Annotated in this window: 17 protein-coding genes and 1 riboswitch; of the genes, 6 read left to right on the top strand and 11 right to left on the bottom strand. The window is 38.7% G+C overall.

Translation table 11 applies throughout. The features are described 5' to 3' along the window. Nucleotides 1-19 precede the first annotated feature (19 nt). From OK344_RS11415 to OK344_RS11400, 4 genes are read right to left on the bottom strand one after another with little or no spacing between them, the layout of a single operon-like run. Nucleotides 20-1,030 (bottom strand): homocysteine S-methyltransferase family protein, encoded by a 1,011-nt coding sequence (locus tag OK344_RS11415; protein ID WP_265144900.1) that lies wholly within the window; start codon nucleotides 1,028-1,030, stop codon nucleotides 20-22. A gap of 40 nt (nucleotides 1,031-1,070) precedes the next feature. Next, the gene (locus OK344_RS11410) at nucleotides 1,071-2,234 is read right to left on the bottom strand and encodes a trans-sulfuration enzyme family protein (RefSeq protein ID WP_265144899.1); all 1,164 of its coding nucleotides are present in this window, start codon (nucleotides 2,232-2,234) and stop codon (nucleotides 1,071-1,073) included. Between the two features lie 22 nt (nucleotides 2,235-2,256). Beyond that, nucleotides 2,257-3,795 (bottom strand): ACT domain-containing protein, encoded by a 1,539-nt coding sequence (locus OK344_RS11405; protein ID WP_265144898.1) that lies wholly within the window; start codon nucleotides 3,793-3,795, stop codon nucleotides 2,257-2,259. After that, entirely contained in the window at nucleotides 3,785-4,735 is a 951-nt protein-coding gene (locus tag OK344_RS11400) for an alpha/beta fold hydrolase (RefSeq protein WP_265144897.1), read from the bottom strand. Before OK344_RS11400 ends, OK344_RS11405 begins: the two co-directional genes overlap by 11 nt. Nucleotides 4,736-4,788: 53 nt before the next feature. Then, nucleotides 4,789-4,893, bottom strand: a riboswitch (SAM riboswitch). 110 nt (nucleotides 4,894-5,003) lie between these two features. Here OK344_RS11400 and OK344_RS11395 point away from each other — a divergent pair. Beyond that, on the top strand, nucleotides 5,004-7,616 hold the full coding sequence (locus OK344_RS11395) for an MGH1-like glycoside hydrolase domain-containing protein (protein ID WP_265144896.1): 2,613 nt from the start codon (nucleotides 5,004-5,006) through the stop codon (nucleotides 7,614-7,616). Nucleotides 7,617-7,671: 55 nt separating this feature from the next. On the opposite strand, the gene OK344_RS11390 is transcribed toward OK344_RS11395, so the two are convergent. Further along, nucleotides 7,672-8,091 carry an OsmC family protein gene (locus tag OK344_RS11390; RefSeq protein ID WP_265144895.1) on the bottom strand — a complete coding sequence of 140 codons (420 nt, stop codon included), beginning with the start codon at nucleotides 8,089-8,091 and terminating at the stop codon, nucleotides 7,672-7,674. 66 nt (nucleotides 8,092-8,157) lie between these two features. On the opposite strand from OK344_RS11390, the gene OK344_RS11385 reads away from it, so the two are divergent. Then, nucleotides 8,158-8,484 (top strand): GNAT family N-acetyltransferase, encoded by a 327-nt coding sequence (locus OK344_RS11385; protein ID WP_330697470.1) that lies wholly within the window; start codon nucleotides 8,158-8,160, stop codon nucleotides 8,482-8,484. Nucleotides 8,485-8,528: 44 nt separating this feature from the next. On the opposite strand, the gene OK344_RS11380 is transcribed toward OK344_RS11385, so the two are convergent. The 3 genes from OK344_RS11380 to smpB all read right to left on the bottom strand — a co-directional run bounded on the left by OK344_RS11380 (nucleotide 8,529) and on the right by smpB (nucleotide 11,332). Next, entirely contained in the window at nucleotides 8,529-9,269 is a 741-nt protein-coding gene (locus OK344_RS11380; RefSeq protein ID WP_265144894.1) for a YebC/PmpR family DNA-binding transcriptional regulator, read from the bottom strand. Between the two features lie 69 nt (nucleotides 9,270-9,338). Next, a complete protein-coding gene (locus tag OK344_RS11375; RefSeq protein WP_265144893.1) occupies nucleotides 9,339-10,796 on the bottom strand; it encodes an OmpA family protein in 1,458 nt (485 codons plus the stop codon). A gap of 77 nt (nucleotides 10,797-10,873) precedes the next feature. Further along, entirely contained in the window at nucleotides 10,874-11,332 is a 459-nt protein-coding gene (gene smpB, locus OK344_RS11370) for an SsrA-binding protein SmpB (RefSeq protein ID WP_088469597.1), read from the bottom strand. A gap of 164 nt (nucleotides 11,333-11,496) precedes the next feature. On the opposite strand from smpB, the gene OK344_RS11365 reads away from it, so the two are divergent. Further along, on the top strand, nucleotides 11,497-13,119 hold the full coding sequence (locus OK344_RS11365; RefSeq protein WP_265144892.1) for an ABC-F family ATP-binding cassette domain-containing protein: 1,623 nt from the start codon (nucleotides 11,497-11,499) through the stop codon (nucleotides 13,117-13,119). Nucleotides 13,120-13,228: 109 nt separating this feature from the next. Further along, nucleotides 13,229-14,938 (top strand): single-stranded-DNA-specific exonuclease RecJ, encoded by a 1,710-nt coding sequence (gene recJ / locus OK344_RS11360; RefSeq protein WP_265145126.1) that lies wholly within the window; start codon nucleotides 13,229-13,231, stop codon nucleotides 14,936-14,938. A 12-nt stretch (nucleotides 14,939-14,950) separates the two neighbouring features. Here the strand turns inward: recJ and OK344_RS11355 are convergent, their stop codons facing one another. Next, a complete protein-coding gene (locus OK344_RS11355; RefSeq protein ID WP_265144891.1) occupies nucleotides 14,951-16,102 on the bottom strand; it encodes a hypothetical protein in 1,152 nt (383 codons plus the stop codon). Nucleotides 16,103-16,182: 80 nt separating this feature from the next. Between OK344_RS11355 and OK344_RS11350 the strand changes: the two genes are divergently transcribed. After that, nucleotides 16,183-16,704, top strand: coding sequence for an NAD(P)H-dependent oxidoreductase (locus tag OK344_RS11350; RefSeq protein WP_265144890.1), 522 nt, complete (start codon nucleotides 16,183-16,185; stop codon nucleotides 16,702-16,704). Further along, nucleotides 16,701-18,536 carry a monovalent cation:proton antiporter-2 (CPA2) family protein gene (locus OK344_RS11345; protein ID WP_265144889.1) on the top strand — a complete coding sequence of 612 codons (1,836 nt, stop codon included), beginning with the start codon at nucleotides 16,701-16,703 and terminating at the stop codon, nucleotides 18,534-18,536. Before OK344_RS11350 ends, OK344_RS11345 begins: the two co-directional genes overlap by 4 nt. A 1-nt stretch (nucleotide 18,537) precedes the next feature. Here the strand turns inward: OK344_RS11345 and OK344_RS11340 are convergent, their stop codons facing one another. Further along, the gene (locus OK344_RS11340; protein WP_265144888.1) at nucleotides 18,538-19,023 is read right to left on the bottom strand and encodes a hypothetical protein; all 486 of its coding nucleotides are present in this window, start codon (nucleotides 19,021-19,023) and stop codon (nucleotides 18,538-18,540) included. Between the two features lie 71 nt (nucleotides 19,024-19,094). Beyond that, the gene (locus tag OK344_RS11335; protein WP_265144887.1) at nucleotides 19,095-19,505 is read right to left on the bottom strand and encodes a type II 3-dehydroquinate dehydratase; all 411 of its coding nucleotides are present in this window, start codon (nucleotides 19,503-19,505) and stop codon (nucleotides 19,095-19,097) included. Between the last annotated feature and the right edge of the window lie 51 nt (nucleotides 19,506-19,556).

The following is a 19,556-nucleotide window of genomic DNA, read 5'->3' as shown; positions in this document are numbered from 1 at the left end:
AAATAAGATTTGGAAACTTTTATCTCAAAACATTAATTCTCCGGGGTTCATAACTTTTCACCAACTCAGCGATTGCTTTGATGTGAGGCGGCGTGGTTCCGCAACAACCACCGATGATATTCACAAGTCCTTTTTCTGCATATTCACGGATTTGGGATGCCATAAATTCGGGAGATTCGTCATACTGCCCGAAGGCATTAGGAAGGCCCGCATTAGGATAAGCAGAAATATAGTAATCTGAATTGTTTGCAAGCGTCTCCAGATAAGGCGTAAGCTGTTGCGCACCTAACGCACAGTTGAATCCCACACTCAATAAATTAAGGTGCGAAACAGAAATCAGGAATGCCTCTGCGGTTTGTCCGCTCAAGGTTCGGCCGGATGCATCGGTAATTGTACCCGAAACCATGGTGGGAATCTCAATTTTGCGTTCTTCCTGAATTTCATCGATTGCAAAAAGGGCGGCTTTGGCATTTAATGTATCGAAAATAGTTTCTACCAGAAGAATATCTGCTCCACCATCCAAAAGCGCCTCAGCTTGTTGCCTGTACGCAACCCGTAACTCTTCAAAAGTAATGGCGCGAAAACCAGGATCATTAACCTCTGGGCTTAGACTGGCAGTTTTGTTAGTTGGCCCGATTGATCCTGCAACAAAACGTGGCTTTTCAGGATTTGCTGTAGAAAATTCATCACAGACTTTTCTGGCAATTTTAGCAGATTCAAAATTAAGTTCGTAAACCAAATCTTCCATATGATAATCGGCCATGGCAATGGTGGTTCCAGAAAAAGTATTGGTTTCAATGATATCGGCGCCAGCTTCGAGATATTTTCGGTGAACTTCCTCAATCGCCTGTGGCTGGGTTAAAGACAGCAAATCGTTATTTCCCTTTAATGGATATTCCCAATTTTTAAATCTTTTTCCTCGGTAATCTTCTTCTCTGAATTTGTAGCGCTGAAGCATCGTCCCCATCGCCCCGTCGAGGACAAGTATTCTTTCGCTTAAAGCTTTATATAATTTATCTGAATTTTTCATTTTTCGAGTTTATTTTTGAAGAGAGAAAATGTCCTTGCAATTAGCCAAGTGCCTGTTTAAGATCTTGAATGATGTCATCTACATTTTCCAATCCAACTGAACACCTCACCAAACCGGCGGTAATTCCCACCTCGTTTCTTTCTTCCTCCGAAAGTTTAGAATGCGTTGTGGAAGCGGGATGAGTAACAATTGTTCTGGTGTCACCAAGATTTGCAGACAAGGAACACATCTTAATGCGGTTAAGAAAATTTCTGCCGCCTTCGATGCCGCCTTTTACTTCAAAAGCGACGATGTTACCGCCCATTTTCATCTGTTTTATGGCAGTTTCGTAGTTGGGATGGGATTTCAGGAAGGGATATTTTACGAATTCAACTTTTGGGTGATTTTCAAGAAACTCAGCAACTTTCAAAGCATTTTCGCAATGTTTTTCAACCCGTACCGCAAGCGTTTCAAGGCTCTTACTTAAAACCCACGCGTTGAAAGGCGACATGGCAGGTCCTGTATTTCTGGCGAAAAGATAAATTTCTCTGATGAGATCTCCTTTCCCGACTGTAACGCCTCCTAAGACCCTGCCCTGCCCGTCAATCAGTTTTGTCGCCGAATGTACCACCAGATGGGCACCAAATTTTATCGGCTGCTGCAGATAAGGAGTGGCAAAACAGTTATCTACTACAAAAATAAGATTGTGTTTTTCGGCAATTTTTCCGAAAAATTCAAGATCTAGAACTTCGATCGCCGGATTTGTAGGAGTTTCGAGGTACAAAATCTTTGTGTTTGGCTGAATAAGCTGTTCAACATTTGCTGCATCTTCGGCTTTGAAGTAGGTTGTATTGATGTTCCATTTCGGAAAATATTTTGTAAATAAAGTATGTGTAGAACCAAAAACCGATTGGCAGCTAACGATATGGTCGCCCGAACTCAGCAGTGCTGCAAAAGTGGAATAAATTGCTGCCATGCCTGTAGCAAATGAATATCCCGCTTCAGCACCTTCGAGATTCACCATTTTTTCGGTAAACTCGTTGACATTGGGATTAGAAAAACGGCTGTATAAATTTTTGGATTTTTCTTCAGCAAAACTTGCGCGCATATCTTCAGCATCTTCAAATACGAAACTTGAAGTGAGATACAAAGGCGTGGAATGTTCGTCAAAGTGAGAACGCTGCGACTGAATGCGGATGGCGTTGGTTTCAAAATTATCTGACATATGATTGTATTTGAATTAAATATTATTTATTTTCCGAAAGTCTTAAAATATCACCAAAAACGCCTCGAGCGGTGACTTTTGCACCAGCTCCGGCTCCCATGATGACAATTGGATTTTCGCCATAACTTTCGGTATAGATTTCGAAAATAGAATCTGAACCTTTGAGCTGTCCCAAAGCAGAATCAACGGGAACGGATATAAGCTTAACATCCAGCTCGCCTTTTTCCTTCTGCAGATCACCGTGCAGATCTCCAGTAAATCTCAGCACATGGCTTTTCTGTTGTGATTTTTTCACCTCATCAAAAACTACATCAAGTTCACTTAAACGCGATATAAAATCATCTTTAGTGAGATTTCTTAAATTTTCCGGAACCAGATTTTCAATTTTAATATCACCGAATTCATTTATCAAATCCAGTTCGCGCGCAAGAATAAGCAGCTTTCTGGCAACATCACTTCCGGATAAATCTTCGCGTGGATCCGGCTCAGTAAATCCCTTTTCCATCGCTTCTTTCAGAATTGTTGAAAACTTCTCGTCGCGCACGGAAAAATTGTTGAAAATATAGCTCAGCGATCCTGAAAAAACGCCTTTGATGCGGGTAATGTTCTCTCCGGACAAATGCAGCAGCTTAATCGTATCAATGAGCGGCAATCCTGCGCCTACATTGGTTTCGTAAAGGTATTTTTTGTTTTTCTTGTTAAGAATATGACGGAAATTCCGGTACTCGGAAATGGGTAGTGTATTGAAGATTTTGTTGGATGACACCAAATCGAATCCGTTTTCTGCAAGAACCGGATAATTTTTTACGAACTCTTTACTTGCGGTATTATCCACCACAATAAGATTTTCCAGCTGATTCTGCTGAGAAAAAGCAATAAGTTCTTCTACTTTTGACGGCCGTTCTGCCACCAGAATTTCTTCGTTCCAGTTTTCGCTGAATCCTGAACGGTTAAGCGCAATTTTCTTGGAATTGGCAACAGCAACAATCTTCAAATCGATTTTTTTTCTGTTCCTGATTTCTTCGGAACTTTCCAAAACCTGATCTATCAAAGTACTTCCAACATTTCCGTGTCCAATGATTGCGAGGTGAACAGTTTTTGGTCTCGCAAAGATTTCAGCTTCAATGATATTCTTCGCTTTTTCGTCCTGAGAAGAAGTCACTACAATATTTACTCTGTTTTCTGCGGCCACCTGATTAAGAATCAACGGAAAGATATTGTTACGACCAAGTTCAGACATTATTTTATTGAAATCTTTAGAAACAAAACCAATGACCGAGACATTATTTATGCTGTAAATAAGGCTCACTTTTCCGGATTTTCTTTCCTGCTCAAACTCATTAATCAAACAGTTTACTGCTTTTTCTGCATCTGCCTCGCTCACCAGGACCGAAATCCCATTTTCGATCGCCTGTTGCGAAATAACGCCTACACTTATTCTGGCATAGGTAAGGGCTTTAAAGATTCTTCCGTCAATTCCGATTTCTCCCAGAAAATTTTTGCCTTCAAACTTAATGATGGCTCTATTTTTAATGAGTTTTACCTCTGTTTTATTTTTCATTAAATACTTTTTTTAAAATGTTTGTAAGTTGTTCATATTCCATAAGGAACGCGTCATGACCGTGAATGGAATTTATCTCGTGATAAAAGACATTTGGCTTATTTGAAATTAAAAACTGATAAGTTTCCTTCATTTCTCGTGCGGGGAAAAACAAGTCTGAATCTACCACCACAAGATGGATATTTGCAGAAATAAGATGCAGTTGGTCTCGATCAGCCCGGATACTCATTAATAACTGATTCATCAGTTTATATGCCTGTAAACTAAATCTCTCGGCCAGTTTTTTTCCATGGAAATTAAGCCAGTCTTCGGATTTTCGGAGTTCCTTATCAATGACACATTCATTTTTGAAACGGGAATTGAGTGATTCCGGCGTGCGGTAACAGAGCATCGCGTGAGCACGTGCTTTTTGCAATGGTTGTTCTTGCTGCTCCAAAAGAAATTTCTGCACCAAACATTGCGAAAAAAGCCAGTCTGAAGTTTGAGAATCGCAGGCAACAGGAATGAAGTTTTCGGTAAGTCCGGGGTTTACTGCCAGCATTTCCCAACCGATGCCGCCCCCCAGTGAACCTCCGATGATGGTGTGAAGTTTTTCAATTTTTAAATACTTTAAACCTTCAAGAAAAATTTTGGCGACATCTGATGTGATAAAATCCTGATAATTTTCTATCATATTTCCGTCATAACTATTTCCGGGAATATTAAAACACAGAACGGTAAATCGGTCGGTATCTATAATTTTTTCTTTACCAATAAGATCCTTCCACCATCCTTTTTCACCTGAAACGTTAGAATTTCCTGTTAGCGCATGATTCACGAGAATTACCGGCGCAGAAAATAATTCAGGCCCGAAAATTTGATACGACAAACTAATATCAAGAATTTTTCCTGAATGTAATTTAAACTGATAAAGAGTGATAAAGTTTAGCTGGTTTTCCAATTTTTAAAAAAAATAAAAATTGAAAATGCTACCGAAGAATGGTAAAAAAGTTTGTGTTATCTGCATCGCCTAAGCGAATAGAATGTAGCACCTTCTCCGTTTCCGAAGGGTTGCCAAGGTTTCTCTGAGTCTAGTCTCTCCACCTTTCTTGATAACATTTTCAATATGTAAATGAACAAATCTGTTGCAAAAGTAGTTATTTTTTCTAAAGTATCCCTAAAAACCGAAAAGATTTTTATTTCATAATTTCGCACCTGAAATTTGAATTATGACAGCTGAAAGACAAAGAATGCTCGACGACCAATGGAAAAAATGGGGGCCTTATGTGAGCAACAGACAATGGGGAACGGTTCGTGAAGATTACAGCCACAACGGAAATGCGTGGGGACACACCACTTATAATGATGCCATCAGCAGGGCTTATCGCTGGAATGAGGATGGTATTGCTGGGATTTGTGATGACAAGCAATTGCTTTGCTTCGCATTTTCTTTCTGGAACCGAAAAGATAAAATGATCAAAGAAAGATTTTTCGGTTTAAGTAACTACGAAGGAAACCACGGCGAAGACATAAAAGAAATATTTTACTATCTCGACAATACACCTACACATTCTTACATGAAGATGGTGTACAAATACCCGATCGCGCGCTTTCCTTACGAAGAACTGATTGCAGAGAACGCCACACGCTCCAAAACAGAGCCCGAATATGAACTGGTTGATACCGGAATTTTCGACGATAATAATTATTTTGATCTCTTTATAGAATATGCAAAAATCGCTCATGATGATTTTGCCATACGTGTAACAGCCGTAAACAGAAGCAGGAATAAAGCACCGCTCGTGATTCTTCCAACGTTGTGGTATAGGAATAACTGGAGTTGGGGATACGGAACTTATGAACCATCACTAAAATCTTCGTCAAAAGGAACTATCGACATTTGCCACGATTCTATACCTCAGAAAAAGTTTTATTCAAGAAATTCAGATACTCAATCATTGTTCTGTAATAATGAAACGAATCCGACAAAAATAAATGCTCATCCTTCCGATCATAAATTTTTTAAAGACGGCATTAATGATTTTATAGTTCATCAGACAGAAAACACCTTAAATCCAGATCAAACAGGTACAAAAGCAAGCTTCTATATCACTACAGAACTTGAGGCCGGCGAAAGTAAGACTTTCGATTTCAGGCTGAGCCCACATGACATGGAGAACGCCTTCTTTGATTTCGACGAAATTTTTAGTCTTAGAAAACAGGAAGCCGAAGAATTTTATGCTGAACTGCAGTATGACATTTCTGATGAAGACGAAAAAAACATTCAGCGGCAGGCTTTTGCCGGACTTTTATGGAATAAACAGTTCTATTATTACAACGTTTCGAAATGGCTGAAAGGTGATCCAAAATATGAAGCTCCAAGAAATTTCGATCATTATGTCCGCAATAAAGAATGGAAGCACATGCAGAACAAAGACATCATTTCCATGCCTGATAAGTGGGAATATCCTTGGTTTGCAACTTGGGATTTGGCTTTTCACTCCGTTCCGTTTGCGTTACTCGACCCGGAGTTTGCCAAATACCAGCTGACACTTCTCACGAAAGAATGGTATATCCACCCGAACGGGCAACTTCCGGCGTATGAATGGGATTTCAGCGACGTCAACCCACCGGTTCATGCCTGGTCTACCTTCAGGGTTTATAAGATCGATGAAAAAATGAATGGCAAACCCGATATTCCGTTTCTTGAGAGTGTTTTCCAGAAACTACTGCTTAATTTTACGTGGTGGGTAAACAGGAAAGATAAAAAGGGAAACAATGTATTTGGTGGAGGCTTCCTCGGGCTTGATAACATTGGTGCATTCGACCGAAATATGCAGTTTAAAAACGGAGATCATCTGGAGCAGGCCGACGGCACCAGCTGGATGGCGATGTTTGCACTCAATATGATGCGGATTTCCATGGAATTGGCACTTTATAACCCGGTATACGAGGATATGGCCATCAAATTTTTTGAACACTATCTATACATTGCAGAAGCGATGGAGAATATCGGTGGAGCCAAAGGCGGTCTCTGGAACGAAGAAGATGGCTTTTTCTACGATGTTTTACAGTTAAATGACGGTGATTCCATCTCCCTGAAATTAAGAAGTATTGTGGGGCTAATTCCGATGTTTGCTGTTGAGATTATCGAACATGACACTTTGGAAAAACTTCCGAATTTCACAAAAAGAATGGACTGGATTCTTAAAAACAAACCGGAACTTGCCAATCTAGTTTCTCACTGGGAAGTGGAAGGCAAAGGCGGCAAGCATCTGATGAGCATCCTCAGAAAAACCAGACTCACAAGAGTGCTGGCGAGAATGGTTGATGAAAAAGAATTTTTATCCGATTACGGAATCAGATCGATGTCGAAAATTTATGAAGAAGAACCGTTTAGATTTACTGTTGATGGGCAAAATTTTACCGTAAAATATACACCTGCAGAAAGCGACAGCCGCATGTTTGGCGGCAACAGCAACTGGCGTGGCCCCATTTGGTTCCCTATCAACTTTCTGATTGTTGAGAGTCTGCAGAGATTTCATTATTACTATGGCGAAAGTCTTCAGATTGAATTTCCTGCAAATAGCGGTGAAATGAGAAATCTTGAATTTGTTTCAGACAATCTAAGCCACAGATTATGCAGTATATTCCGTAAAAACGAAAATGGTGACCGTCCGTTTAATGGAGGAAATTACATGCTTAATCATAATGAGCATTTTAAAGATTACATCATGTTTAATGAATATTTTAACGGAGATACCGGGATGGGAATTGGCGCATCGCACCAAACAGGTTGGACTGCAACGGTAGCAAAACTTCTAAAACCCCGTGTTTCGTAAAAAATCCTTCAAAACAAAAAAACTCCGTATGTTTAAATTACATACGGGGTGTTTTTTATGCTTTTTCTTTATTCACAAAAACCTCATAGGAAACGGTGACATTCGGCTCAAATGTTTTCGAAACCGAACAGTACTTTTCAAATGACAGGTCTGCAGCCTTCCGCGCTTTTTTCGGATCAATAAATCCCTGAAGGAAAAATTTCACATGTATGCTTCTAAAAGGTTTTGCTTCATCAACCTGAATTCTCTCTCCCTCTACTTCTGCAGAAAAGCTTTCAATCACCTGACGCTGTTTTTTAAGGATCGATACGATATCAATACCACTGCATCCTGCAACAGCCATTAGAACGGTTTCCATTGGAGAAACTCCTTTCGCATCGGGTTGAGAGGTATTGTCGATTATAATCTTATTTCCTGCCGCGTTGGTGCATTCAAATAAGTAATCATCGTTAATTCTGTTTAGTGTAATTTTCATTTATAAAATTTTTTGAGATTAAAGATTTATTGAGGCGTAATAAACTTAAAAAAATAGAATCATTTTATTTTTACTAAATTTAGATATCCAAAATTACAAAAAATGAATTACGAAAATCATAAATCCGGAAACGGCGGTGTTATTACTTTAAAAAATGACTCCGAAGAAGTCGGAAGACTCACCTATACGATCTTCCCTGAAGAAAACAAACTTATTATTTCATTCGTATTGGTTCATCCTCAATTCGAAGGACGCGGAATGGGGAAATTTCTTGTGGAACATGCAATAGCGTTCGCCAGGGAAAATAACTGGAAAATCTACCCGCACTGTTCTTACGCACGAAGCGTAATGAACCGAATGAATGATGTAGGAGACATTTTATTACAACGCTAAAAAACAAAAAACTCAAAGAAAATCTTTGAGTTTTTTTATTTTAATTAGATACTTTCCAGAAGTTCATCTGTTATTTCCATATTGTGGAATACATTCTGTACGTCATCATCTTCTTCAAACCGGTCGAGCATCTTCATATTGGCTTTAAACTGCTCCTGATTTACTTCTTTGGTGTTATTCGCAATTCTTTGCAATTCTGCACTTTTCACTTCAATCCCAAGACCATCAAGCTTATGTGAAAGCGTACCAAAATCTTCGAACGCTGTAGTAATCATTACTTCTTCATCGTCGCTTTCTACATCTTCGGCTCCTCCATCAATCATTTCCATTTCGAAATCATCCCAATCCATTTTAATTGAAGATTTATCAATGGAAAAAATTCCCTTACGGTCAAAGATAAAAGCTAATTCTCCGTTCTTTCCTAGATTGCCATCAAATTTGTTGAAAATTGCCCTTACATTAGCTACAGTTCTTGTAGGATTGTTTGTGGTACATTCAACAAAAAACGCAACTCCGCCCTGCCCGTATCCTTCGTAAGTTACTTCCTCGTAATTTTCTGCATCCGCACCACTGGCTTTTTTTATAGCCCGTTCCACGTTATCCTTCGGCATATTGGCACCTTTTGCGTTCTGAATGCACCTGCGAAGCGTAGGATTAGTGTCTGCATCTGGTCCTCCAGCTTTCACAGCAAGTGCGATATCTTTACCTATTTTTGAAAATGTTTTAGCCATCTTATCCCAACGGGCCATTTTAGATGCCTTTCTATACTCGAATGCTCTTCCCATACTTTAGTTTTTTTAATCAATAAACGCTCTTCTTGCGAAGAGCGTTTATAAGATATTAGTTATAAGAAATTATTTCTTTTTAACGGTTTTCTTTTTTACCACTGGTAAATCAGATTTTTGCATTGCTTCCCAAGCATCAGCATCAGCTGCAATAACTACAACTTTACGGTCTGCCATTCTTTCTTCATTAGAAGCGTTTTCAGCAACCTGAGCTTTTTGCTCACCTACACCAATTGACTTAAGTTGGTTATCGTTAACTCCTCTTGCTTCAAGTGCTCCAACTACGGCTGCAGCTCTTTTCCTAGATAGTGTTAAGTTGTAAGCTTCTGAACCTTTTTTATCAGTTTGACCTTCTACGATAAATTTACCACCATTAGAAGATTTCACGATTTCTGCAGCTTGATCTAGCTTAGTATTAGATTCTGGTCTGATAGTCGCTTTGTCGAAATCAAATAGAATACCTTGTAATGCACCTGTAGCCTCTTCAGCGTACGCAGATTGTGGTTTAGGACAACCGTTGTATTGAGCAAGACCTGGAACTGTAGGACAAGCATCATCTTTATCTAATACTCCGTCACCATCAGTATCTGGCCAAGGACATCCGTTATTTTCAGCTGGACCAGCAACTTCTGGACAAGCATCGTCTTTATCAACTACACCGTCGCCATCAGTATCTGGCCAAGGACATCCGTTGTTTTCAACTGGACCTGCAACATCTGGACATTGATCATCTTTATCTGGAACTCCATCTCCATCAGTATCAGGACAACCCTGGAATTCAGCTAAACCTGGAGTATCTGGACATAAATCATCTTTATCTAAGATACCATCTTTATCTCTGTCTGTATTTCCGAATCTGAACAATAAAGATGCAGAAGCTTGCCAAAAGTTAGCAACATCAGATTTATCAACAGGAGTTGATACATAATCACCTTGGATACCAAGACCGAAGTTTTTCGTTAACCAGAAGTTAGATCCTAAACCTGTAGCAACAGTAAAATGATCTTTTCTTCTTTGAGTAAAAGGTTCGCCAGAAAATCCGCTGTAACCAACACCATTAACATCAGTTAACGGGAAATTAACTCCTGAATAATCATGTCTTAAATAATTCGCACCTACTCTTAAATAAGGGTCAAACCAAGAATCTTCATTCCAAAGTCCATTAAATTTGAACTGAAGACCTAAACCTGTCATAAGGAAGAATTCTTTCCCCATTCCGATTCTCTTATTGTCAACATTCCCTACAGAAGTTTGCCAATCAAGAACTAAATACTTGTTTAAGTTTCTTGCAACTGTTAATTTTGAAAGCGGAGGTGTAATTGTAAAGTTGTCGATATTATACAACTCACCACCTTCACCACCACCGAATGCGCGTGGAAAGAAGTCTCCAACTTGTCCTCCAGCTGCAACGTGATTTACTCCGTGAGCACCAACACCGATAAGCCACGGGTTGCTGGTCGTTTGAGCGAAAACAGTAGAGGCAACAGTAAGTGCCAATGCTGAAATTCCTAATTTTAGATTTTTCATAGAATTAAATGATTAAATAATTGATAATGCAAAATAAATATAATTTTTCCTTATAAACAAAGAATTTAAGAGAATTTTTAACTTTTCTTTAATAGTCGGTCGAGATTTCGTTTGTTTTCTCTATCTTTTATACTTTCCCGTTTATCAAAGAGTTTTTTACCTCTTCCGAGTGCAATAAGAATTTTAGCTTTCCCTTTTTCGTTAATATATAACTTAAGAGGGATTATGGTATTGCCAACATCTTTCAGCTTTTTTGCGAACTTTTGCAACTCTCTTTTATGCAGAAGCAATTTCCGTTCCCTTTTTGTTTTATGGTTATAAAATGTTCCCAATTTATACTCATCAATCATCATATTAATGATGTACAGTTCACCATCAATAAACTGGCAAAACGCTTCCGTGATACTTGCTTTTGAAGATCTCAAAGATTTTATCTCTGTCCCTGTAAGCACCATACCAGCTTCAATTTCCTCTAAAATTTCATATTCGAACCTGGCTCTTTTATTGAAAATATTAACTGTTTTTTCAATCTTCATTTCTCTGGAAAATATACTGAATTAATAATCTGTTAATTTTAAGAATTTTTAACGAAATTTTACATAACAACAGCAGAAAACAGACTCAACAATTGCCGGAAAATAGAAATGAAGCACAAAACCCAATTTCTTTTCGTAATTTTGCAGCAAATTTACAAAACTATATGTTAACAGTATCTAATTTATCTTTACAATTCGGGAAAAGGGTGCTTTTCGATGATGTAAACATCATGTTTACCAAAGGAAACTGCTACGGAATTATCGGTGCTAATGGTGCCGGAAAGTCCACTTTTCTTAAAATACTAACCGGACAACAGGACCCTACAACAGGAAGCGTATCTTTGGAGCCAGGCAAAAGAATGTCGGTTTTAGAGCAGGATCACTTTGCTTACGATAATTTCACGGTTTTAGAAACCGTATTACGAGGAAATAAAAAGCTTTTCGAGATAAAGGAAGAAATGGATGCTTTATATGCTAAAGAAGATTTTTCTGATGCGGATGGGATTAAAGCCGGCGAATTGGGTGTACTTTATGACGAAATGGGAGGCTGGAATTCAGAATCTGATGCGATGACGATGTTATCGAATGTAGGAATTAAAGATGACATGCATTACCAGATGATGGGTGAGCTCGAAAATCAAAATAAAGTAAAAGTACTTTTGGCTCAGGCGCTATTCGGAAACCCTGATGTACTGATTCTCGATGAACCTACCAACGACCTTGATATCGATACGATTTCATGGCTTGAAGATTTCCTTTCAACTTACGAAAATACCGTGATTGTGGTATCGCACGACCGTCACTTTTTAGATGCAGTTTGTACCAACATTGCGGATTTAGATTATTCTAAACTAAATCTTTACACTGGGAATTACTCGTTCTGGTACCAAGCGTCTCAGCTAGCCACAAGACAGCGTCAACAAGCTAACAAAAAGGCAGAGGAAAAGAAAAAAGAGCTTCAGGACTTTATTGCAAGATTCTCTTCTAACGTTGCAAAAGCCAAACAGGCCACTGCAAGAAAAAAAATGATCGATAAACTTAATATTGATGACATTAAGCCGTCGTCAAGAAGATATCCGGCGATTATATTCGATACCGAACGAGAAGCCGGCGACCAGATTTTAGAAGTAAAGGACCTTGAAAAAACCAAAGACGGCGAGCTTTTATTCTCAAATATTGATCTCAACCTTAAAAAAGGAGATAAAGTAGCGGTACTTTCTAAAAACAGTTTAGCAATTACTGAATTTTTCGAGATATTAGGTGGCAACAGTAGTCCAGACAAAGGAACTTTTAACTGGGGAATTACAACCACACAATCGTACATGCCGCTCGATAATACCTCCTTCTTCCAGGAAGACATCAACTTAGTAGATTGGCTGAGACAATTTACTAAAAATGATGAAGAGCGACACGAAGAATTTATGAGAGGCTTCTTAGGAAAAATGCTTTTCTCCGGAGACGAAGCTTTAAAATCCTGTAAAGTACTTTCCGGAGGTGAAAAAATGCGTTGTATGTTTTCGCGAATGATGCTACAGAAAGCAAATGTACTTTTGCTTGATGAGCCCACAAACCACCTGGATTTGGAGAGTATTACCACGTTAAACAACTCTTTAACCAATTTCAAGGGAACAATATTGCTTGCTTCACATGACCACGAAATGCTTGAAACTGTCTGTAACAGAATCATTGAGTTAACTCCAAAAGGCATTATCGACAGAGAAATGTCTTATGACGAATATTTAGCCGACAAAAAAGTGAAAGAACTCCGCCAGCAAATGTATTCCTAATCACAAAGAAATTAAATTTCAAATGATAAAAAAACCGTTCAGTAAACTGGGCGGTTTTTCATTTGTTCCTTCATCACGCTACCATCTTTTTTCGTATTTTTGTGAGATTATGATTCAAAAGTGGATATACAAACCAGAACCCGATGAAGATATTGTTGATAGCATAAGCTCCTCACTTGGCTTTGGCACATTTGAGTCTAAAATCCTCGTTCTCAGAGGAATCGACAATTATCAGAAAGCAAGAGAGTTCTTCAAACCCAATCTCAGCGATATTCATAATCCGTTTTTAATGAAAGACATGCAGATTGCGGTAGACCGTATTGCGACTGCTATAGAAAACGGCGAAAAAATTCTGGTGTATGGAGATTATGATGTAGATGGCACAACTGCTGTGGCTCTCATGTATCTTTACCTAAGCAAAATCGTCGACAAAAAGTATCTCGATTATTATATCCCCGACCGAAATTCCGAAGGATACGGAATCTCGACCAAAGGTATTGATTTCGCCAGAGAGAACGGATTTTCACTAATTATCGCTCTGGATTGCGGGATTAAAGCCATTGATAAAATTCAATATGCCAAAAACCTTGCCGTAGATTTTATCATTTGTGATCACCATTTACCAGGCGACGAAATTCCACAGGCGGTAGCTGTTCTCGATCCAAAAAGAAAAGACTGCAGGTATCCTTTCAAAGAACTTTCAGGTTGTGGCGTAGGTTTTAAACTTTGTCAGGGTCTGAATACCATCTATAAAATTCCCGAAGCCGAACTTTTCGAACTCACGGACTTACTGGCCATATCAATAGCAGCAGACATTGTTTCCATGACCGGAGAAAACCGGGTTTTGGCAAAACAGGGACTTAAAGTTCTTCGAAAATCCAGAAATCTAGGTTTAAGGATGTTGATCCCCGAAGATAAACTGGCCACTTTTGAAATCTCGAATATCGTTTTCGAAATCGCACCTAAAATAAACGCTGCCGGCAGAATCTCCCACGGGAAAGCTGCCGTTGAACTGATGGTTTCCGATAATCTGAAACAGGCTCAGCAGATCGTCAACGATATTATTACACTCAACGATTCACGCCGCGAAATGGATATGAGCAGTACAACTGAAGCACTTCTGCAGGTGGAAGAAACTGGCCAGGTACAAAATTTCACGACCATTGTTTACGGATCCAATTGGAACAAAGGTGTAATCGGAATTGTCGCCTCACGCCTTATTGAATCCTATTACAAACCTACCTTGGTTTTTACCGATGGAAATAACGGGGAAATGGTAGCTTCTGCCCGCTCAGTTGCCGATTTCGACGTACACGACGCATTGGAAAGCTGCTCAGAATTTTTCCTGAAATTTGGCGGACATCCAGCTGCTGCAGGACTTTCTATGGAAAAAGATAAGTTTGATCTCTTCCGTGAAAAATTTGAAAAAATAGTTGCCGAAAAAATACAGGAACACCAGAAAGAACCAAGTATAAAGATCGATTCTGATGTTCACATCGACGATCTGAACAAGGATTTTTTTAATTTCCACAGGAAATTGGCACCATTTGGACCACATAATATGAAGCCGGTTTTGGTTCTGAAAAACCAGAAAGTTGCGGGTTATGTAAAAACAATGGGAAAAGATGCAAGCCACATAAAATTCTACATCCGACAGGAATCTACAGGAAGAAATATTGAATGCGTAGGCTTTAAATTAGGGAAATACGCAGATAATTTCCGGGAAAAATCTTTTGATATCGCCTTTACCGCAGAAGAAAATCACTGGAAAGGAAATGTAACCTATTACCTGAATATCCGTGACGTAAAATTTAATTAAGAACAGACGGAATCACAGCATTTTATGCCTTTCGAAAGCTTTGTTGCGGTCGAATATATAACGGTAGGTTGCGAGTTTTCTCGTAACTTCTGTTTCCAGATTCTCGGCAATACGAATCATTTTAGGATTAAAGTCGCCAATCCACTGCATTTCGTAATCTTCAAAATCTGTCGTTTTTCTGAAATGTTTTGTTCCTTCCCAAATCATATAACCATCGATCCCTTTTCGCTGCCATTCGGGAACAATACCAAAAACCAACCCGACCATCTTTTTATTTGTTTTGAATTTTTTTACCAAAAGAAACTTCAGTTTCTGCCATAACCCAAACTTTCCATCGAGATATTTAAACCATTGGTTTAGATCCGGGATATTCATCCACATCGCGATAGGTTTTTCATTTTCGTAAACAAACCAGGAAATATGCTCGTTGATGACCGGCTTCAATGTTGAAAAAAGCTTCAGAGTGTGGGCTTTTGAAATTTCTTTTCCTTCCCCATGATTTGCCCAGGCTTTATTGTAAACTTCAGTAAAATCTGCAGCGTATTTCTCCAGATCCTTTATCTTCATTCTTCTGGCTGAAATTGCCGGATTCTTTGAAATCCGTTCATGCATACGGAGAAAATTTTCATTAACACCGTCATAAACTTTTCTGCCAAAACACAATTGATTGAAATAAATTTTAAACCCGTAATTCTCGAACAGTTCTTTGTAATACGGCGCGTTATAATTCATTGCATACAGCGGTTCAGAAAAACCTTCAATCAGCAGACCCCAGAATTTATCTCTTTCACCAAAATTTATGGGTCCGTCCATCGCTTCCATTCCTTTTTCCTGAAGGCGCTTTTTTGCAAAATCGAATATAAAATTTGCGGTGGTCTGGTCGTTAATACAGTCGAAAAAACCAATCCCACCTGTCGGTTGGGCCTGGCGGTACTTTTTATTGATGAAGACTGCAATTTTTCCTACCATTTCATGTTTATCATTCAGAAATATAAATCTTTCACATTCACCAGATCTGAAAAATTTATTTTTTTTAGGATCAAAAACCGTTTCAATATCCTGATCAAGCGGTCGGATATAGTTTTTGTCATTAGCAAAAAGCAACGATGGAAAATTCAGGAATAATTTTATATGATGATCTGAAACGACTTGTACTGCCTTCATTTCTCAAAAATAAGAATTATTTCTGTTGGTACTGAGGATTGATTTTGATTTTTTAATTAATTTTATGCAAACATATCCCCGTGAAAAAAACGCTTGTTGTTTTTGCACATCCTCATTTTGAATACTCCCACGCCAATGCGGAGCTTATAAAAGCATACGGCGATTTTCCTGAAGTTGATTTCAAAGACCTGTATGAAGAATATCCGGATTTTCACATTGCCAGCTTTCGTGAGAGAAAAAGAATCCGGGATTATGAGCGGCTGGTTTTTCATTTCCCTCTAATTTGGTTTGCCTCTCCGCCTCTTCTAAAACTTTGGATTGATGAAGTTTTTGATTTGAAATGGTTGTCCGAAGACCAAAATCCCTTAAAGAATAAAGACGCTGTTATCATTGTCACCGTGGGAGGCAAAGAAGAAAATTATTCTGAAAACGGACTTTACGGAACTACCATTTCTGATTTGATGAAATTTCTTACGCTTTCACTAAAAGTGAATTCCATTGAGGTAAAAGAAATTCTTGCAATTCACAATGCGGATGATCTCACCAAAGCTGAACTCACAAAATTTACCGATAAAATTAAGCACATCTTACAGATCCCATGAGCGATAATTCACTTGCAATGACCAGCCTGATATTTTTGGGTGCCGCGATTATCATGGTTCCTCTGGTTCGCAAGCTGGGATTAAGTTCCGTGATTGGATTTATTTTGGGTGGAATTTTAATCGGACCTTTTGGATTAAAGTTGACGGGAAATGATTCTGATGACATCATGCATGCCACAGAATTCGGTGTAATTATGCTTCTTTTCTTGGTTGGTTTGGAATTTGAGCCGAAAAAATTTTGGAAAATCCGGAAGAAAATCTTGGGAATGGGTTTAAGCCAGATGCTGATTACTATTGCTGTTTTATTCTCCATCTTCTATCTTGCAAAATGGCAAACAGATAAGGCTTTGGTTACTGCCATCTGTTTTGCATTGTCTTCAACAGCGATTGTTTTGCAAACATTAAAGGAAAAAAATATCTTCCGGACCGATGCGGGAGAAGCTTCTTTTTCGATTCTACTTTTTCAGGATATGTCGGTAATTCCCATTCTGGCATTACTGCCTGTTTTAGCAAAACGACCCGAGGAAACCGAACATCAAATCCTTCTTCAGTACCTTCCGGACTGGCTGCAGCCGTTTTCTATCATTTTAGGCGTTTTGGCTATCATTTTTCTCGGCCGGTATGTCTTTGTACCGTTTCTCCGCTATGTTTCCCGGTCGGGAATGAATGAACTTCTTACCGCTTCATCATTATTTTTAGTCATCGGAGTCTCGGAACTGATGGCTTCTGTGGGTTTAAGTCCTGCTTTGGGAGCTTTTCTGGCAGGCGTAATGTTGGCCACCAGCGAATTCCGTCATGAGCTGGAAAGCCAGATCGATCCTTTCAAAGGTTTGTTGCTGGCTGTATTTTTTGTGAGTGTAGGCGCCACGATCAACTTCTTTGTAATTATGCAGGACCCGATGTTTATTTTTACAACTACAGTTGTGGTGCTGGCAGTAAAATTTTTCGTGCTTTTCGGGGTTGGGAAGTTTTTCGGATTGAAAACTGATCAGAATTTAATCGTTGCATTTGCACTTTCCCAAATCGGGGAATTTTCTTTCGTACTGGTGAATTATGCAACAAAATTATATCTTTTAAATCCTGAACTTAACGCACAACTGATGGCGGTTACAGCAATTACGATGTGTGTTACCCCGATACTTCTCATCATCAATGAAAAAATTTTAGAACCAAAATTCATTACTATTAGAAACGACTCTTTTGATAATACTGAACCTATAAAACAACAGAAAATAATTATTGTAGGTTTTGGCCACTTCGGAAGCACCGTTGGGCGGCTCCTGAGAGTAAACGGAATACAGACAACGATTTTGGATAATGATCCGGAACGGGTAAATTTACTGAAATCAAATCATTTCAAAGTATATTTCGGCGATGCAACCAAGCAAGGAATATTGCGCTCTGCAGGTGCAGAAACCGCTGATTTGCTTATCCTCTGTCTTGATGATCCGGAAAAAAATAAATTCATTCTTGAATATGCGCGCAAAAAATATCCACAGCTGAAAATCTTTGTACGTGCAAAAAACCGTCTCGATGCTTATGATTTTTATAATAACGGAGTCGATAATATTTACAGAGAAACCCTAGGAACTGCAGTTGATATGGCAGTTGACATCCTGAAAGCAACAGGCATGCGTTCGTATGCCGCAAGAAGGCTTGGGAAAAGATTTATGTTGATCGACAAAGCGATGGTGAGGAAACTTGCAAAAGAACAGCTTAAAGATAAAATTACTTTCACCATGAAAGAATCGCTTGAGCGTGAAGCAGAACTTCTTGCTGAAGATAGCCATTCCTTTGACGAATCCCAGTGGAATAATAACGAAGAAATCTAAATCAGTACGCTGGGCAATCCTGTAAACTGATATTCGTTAGATTAAGAATCTTGCCATCCATTGTCACTTTTACCTGTGGAAAGATTCCGTAAACACAGTCGCTTACCATATCCTTAAAATCTCCATTACTGGCTTCAATGGATACACCATTGCCGGAAAGCGTATAATTATTCTCGTTAAAATCAAATCGGGTCAGGTCATAATTTTTTCCGTCGATATTGATTATTCCTTTATTTGAGTTCTGATCGAAATAAAATAATGTTTTCCCATTTTGAGTAAAAACCGATCTTCCCTTTTCCGGAGAAATATCCTGAGGAGTAATTTCGAACGCCGGTGAATAATCTGGGTTTTTTATAACTGCCGTTTTCGCGCTGTCAGTTGCGGAAAGTTCTACATTTTGTGTAATATTCTGTGAACTGATTTTATCGTTTTCTTTAACGCAGGAAAACAAAACCGCAAAAGTAATGAAGTGAAGCGTGTTTTTCATAGCTGGAATTAATGAATGACCAGAAGCAAGAACTATTCCTTCAAATAATTTTATTTGTAATTTCCTAAAAATCATTTTCCGAAACTCATAATCGCGAGTTCGTAACCTTTGAGCCCGAAACCGCTCAAAACGCCATCTGTATTGGCTGCGGTAACAGATTTCTGACGAAAATCTTCCCTTTTATATATGTTACTGATGTGAACTTCAATTTTCGGTTTAGAAATATTTTTAAGACAATCTGCTATTGCATAAGAATAATGGGTAAAAGCACCGGGATTAATTACCAGCGCATCAAAATCATCTTCCTGTAACCGGTTGATAATCTCTCCCTCTACATTGGATTGGAAATCATTGATTTCATGCTGAGGAAACGCTGTTCTTAGTTCGATTAAGTAATCATCCATAGAAATAGTTCCGTAAATCTCAGGCTCGCGCGTTCCTAATAAATTCAGATTCGGACCATTTACAATTAAAATTTTCATGATACAATTTTTACAAATATAGCATGTTTACTTAAAAAAATTATTATTAAG

The sequence above is a fragment of the Kaistella yananensis genome (genome assembly GCF_026107505.2).
Lineage (GTDB): Bacteria > Bacteroidota > Bacteroidia > Flavobacteriales > Weeksellaceae > Kaistella > Kaistella yananensis.
The sequence above is the reverse complement of the archived record's forward strand: the minus strand, read 5'-3'. Positions and strand labels throughout refer to the sequence as shown.

Coding starts and splice junctions, on each gene's coding strand:
- OK344_RS11410 (WP_265144899.1), bottom strand. CDS start 2,234: ATGTCAGATAATTTTGAAACCAACGCCATCCGCATTCAGTCGCAGCGT.
- OK344_RS11375 (WP_265144893.1), bottom strand. CDS start 10,796: ATGAAAAATCTAAAATTAGGAATTTCAGCATTGGCACTTACTGTTGCC.
- OK344_RS11395 (WP_265144896.1), top strand. CDS start 5,004: ATGACAGCTGAAAGACAAAGAATGCTCGACGACCAATGGAAAAAATGG.
- OK344_RS11340 (WP_265144888.1), bottom strand. CDS start 19,023: ATGAAAAACACGCTTCACTTCATTACTTTTGCGGTTTTGTTTTCCTGC.
- OK344_RS11355 (WP_265144891.1), bottom strand. CDS start 16,102: ATGAAGGCAGTACAAGTCGTTTCAGATCATCATATAAAATTATTCCTG.
- OK344_RS11345 (WP_265144889.1), top strand. CDS start 16,701: ATGAGCGATAATTCACTTGCAATGACCAGCCTGATATTTTTGGGTGCC.
- smpB (WP_088469597.1), bottom strand. CDS start 11,332: ATGAAGATTGAAAAAACAGTTAATATTTTCAATAAAAGAGCCAGGTTC.
- OK344_RS11365 (WP_265144892.1), top strand. CDS start 11,497: ATGTTAACAGTATCTAATTTATCTTTACAATTCGGGAAAAGGGTGCTT.
- OK344_RS11405 (WP_265144898.1), bottom strand. CDS start 3,795: ATGAAAAATAAAACAGAGGTAAAACTCATTAAAAATAGAGCCATCATT.
- OK344_RS11390 (WP_265144895.1), bottom strand. CDS start 8,091: ATGAAAATTACACTAAACAGAATTAACGATGATTACTTATTTGAATGC.
- OK344_RS11380 (WP_265144894.1), bottom strand. CDS start 9,269: ATGGGAAGAGCATTCGAGTATAGAAAGGCATCTAAAATGGCCCGTTGG.
- OK344_RS11415 (WP_265144900.1), bottom strand. CDS start 1,030: ATGAAAAATTCAGATAAATTATATAAAGCTTTAAGCGAAAGAATACTT.
- OK344_RS11335 (WP_265144887.1), bottom strand. CDS start 19,505: ATGAAAATTTTAATTGTAAATGGTCCGAATCTGAATTTATTAGGAACG.
- recJ (WP_265145126.1), top strand. CDS start 13,229: ATGATTCAAAAGTGGATATACAAACCAGAACCCGATGAAGATATTGTT.